The sequence below is a fragment of the Streptomyces sp. NPDC059499 genome (genome assembly GCF_042749285.1).
In the GTDB taxonomy this organism is placed as follows: domain Bacteria; phylum Actinomycetota; class Actinomycetes; order Streptomycetales; family Streptomycetaceae; genus Streptomyces.
The window spans coordinates 1-2,777 of record NZ_JBHYTT010000037.1; the positions used below are offsets into that span (position 1 = coordinate 1).

At 57.4% G+C, this 2,777-nt stretch carries 2 rRNA genes (1 of these 2 running past the window's edge); both read left to right on the forward strand.

Annotation, left to right across the window (positions count from 1 at the left end):
- Positions 1-314 precede the first annotated feature (314 nt).
- A 16S ribosomal RNA gene (locus ACFW9O_RS36550) occupies positions 315-1,840 on the forward strand.
- Positions 1,841-2,143: 303 nt separating this feature from the next.
- Positions 2,144-2,777: ribosomal RNA gene (locus ACFW9O_RS36555) — 23S ribosomal RNA — on the forward strand; it runs 2,572 nt beyond the window's last position.
- The 16S and 23S rRNA genes sit together here, the layout of an rRNA operon.

Below are 2,777 nucleotides of genomic sequence, written 5' to 3' on the forward strand. Positions count from 1 at the left end.
CCCGCTTCGACCGGGAATCGGACACGAAAGAGTCTGATAGAGTCGGAAACGCAAGAACGAAGGGAAGCGCCCGGAGGGCCCCGGTGAAACGGGACCGAAGGAAGCGTCCGTTCCTTGAGAACTCAACAGCGTGCCAAAAATCAACGCCAAATTTGTTGATACCCCGGCCCACTTCGGTGGGTTGGTGGTTCCTTTGAAGTCCTACTGGCCCATGTGGCGGGTAGGCAACATCAGCGAGGACGCTGTGGATGACCAGCCCTATTCCGGTTGGTTGTCCCGCTCTTTTATGGTGCTCTCCCGATTACGGGAAAACATTCATGGAGAGTTTGATCCTGGCTCAGGACGAACGCTGGCGGCGTGCTTAACACATGCAAGTCGAACGATGAAGCCCTTCGGGGTGGATTAGTGGCGAACGGGTGAGTAACACGTGGGCAATCTGCCCTTCACTCTGGGACAAGCCCTGGAAACGGGGTCTAATACCGGATAACACTCTGTCCTGCATGGGACGGGGTTAAAAGCTCCGGCGGTGAAGGATGAGCCCGCGGCCTATCAGCTTGTTGGTGGGGTAATGGCCTACCAAGGCGACGACGGGTAGCCGGCCTGAGAGGGCGACCGGCCACACTGGGACTGAGACACGGCCCAGACTCCTACGGGAGGCAGCAGTGGGGAATATTGCACAATGGGCGAAAGCCTGATGCAGCGACGCCGCGTGAGGGATGACGGCCTTCGGGTTGTAAACCTCTTTCAGCAGGGAAGAAGCGCAAGTGACGGTACCTGCAGAAGAAGCACCGGCTAACTACGTGCCAGCAGCCGCGGTAATACGTAGGGTGCGAGCGTTGTCCGGAATTATTGGGCGTAAAGAGCTCGTAGGCGGCTTGTCACGTCGGATGTGAAAGCTCGGGGCTTAACCCCGAGTCTGCATTCGATACGGGCTAGCTAGAGTGTGGTAGGGGAGATCGGAATTCCTGGTGTAGCGGTGAAATGCGCAGATATCAGGAGGAACACCGGTGGCGAAGGCGGATCTCTGGGCCATTACTGACGCTGAGGAGCGAAAGCGTGGGGAGCGAACAGGATTAGATACCCTGGTAGTCCACGCCGTAAACGTTGGGAACTAGGTGTTGGCGACATTCCACGTCGTCGGTGCCGCAGCTAACGCATTAAGTTCCCCGCCTGGGGAGTACGGCCGCAAGGCTAAAACTCAAAGGAATTGACGGGGGCCCGCACAAGCAGCGGAGCATGTGGCTTAATTCGACGCAACGCGAAGAACCTTACCAAGGCTTGACATATACCGGAAAGCATCAGAGATGGTGCCCCCCTTGTGGTCGGTATACAGGTGGTGCATGGCTGTCGTCAGCTCGTGTCGTGAGATGTTGGGTTAAGTCCCGCAACGAGCGCAACCCTTGTTCTGTGTTGCCAGCATGCCCTTCGGGGTGATGGGGACTCACAGGAGACTGCCGGGGTCAACTCGGAGGAAGGTGGGGACGACGTCAAGTCATCATGCCCCTTATGTCTTGGGCTGCACACGTGCTACAATGGCCGGTACAATGAGCTGCGATGCCGCGAGGCGGAGCGAATCTCAAAAAGCCGGTCTCAGTTCGGATTGGGGTCTGCAACTCGACCCCATGAAGTCGGAGTTGCTAGTAATCGCAGATCAGCATTGCTGCGGTGAATACGTTCCCGGGCCTTGTACACACCGCCCGTCACGTCACGAAAGTCGGTAACACCCGAAGCCGGTGGCCCAACCCCTTGTGGGAGGGAGCTGTCGAAGGTGGGACTGGCGATTGGGACGAAGTCGTAACAAGGTAGCCGTACCGGAAGGTGCGGCTGGATCACCTCCTTTCTAAGGAGCATCTAGGTTCTCTTCGGGGAATCCAGAGACCATTACGTCGGCAAATGTTCGACGGTGGTTGCTCATGGGTGGAACGTTGATTATTCGGCACGGTTGGCTGGTTTTCGTAAGTACTGCTTCGGCGTGGAAAATGGAAACTTGTTGATCGGGTCGGGCACGCTGTTGGGTATCTGAAGGTACGGGCTCGTTGAGTCTGGATCTTCGGTTGCCGGCCCCAGTGAACTCGCCTGTTAGGGCGGGGTGATGGGTGGCTGGTCGTTGTTTGAGAACTGCACAGTGGACGCGAGCATCTGTGGCCAAGTTTTTAAGGGCGCACGGTGGATGCCTTGGCACCAGGAACCGATGAAGGACGTGGGAGGCCACGATAGTCCCCGGGGAGCTGTCAACCAAGCTTTGATCCGGGGGTTTCCGAATGGGGAAACCCGGCAGTCGTCATGGGCTGTCACCCGCTGCTGAACACATAGGCAGTGTGGAGGGAACGCGGGGAAGTGAAACATCTCAGTACCCGCAGGAAGAGAAAACAACCGTGATTCCGGGAGTAGTGGCGAGCGAAACTGGATGAGGCCAAACCGTATGCGTGTGATACCCGGCAGGGGTTGCGCATGCGGGGTTGTGGGATCTCTTTTTCATAGTCTGCCGACTGTGAGACGAGTCAGAAACCGTTGGTGTAGGCGAAGGACATGCGAAAGGTCCGGCGTAGAGGGTAAGACCCCCGTAGCTGAAACATCAACGGCTCGTTTAAGAGACACCCAAGTAGCACGGGGCCCGAGAAATCCCGTGTGAATCTGGCGGGACCACCCGCTAAGCCTAAATATTCCCTGGTGACCGATAGCGGATAGTACCGTGAGGGAATGGTGAAAAGTACCGCGGGAGCGGAGTGAAATAGTACCTGAAACCGTGTGCCTACAAGCCGTGGGAGCGTCGCGCA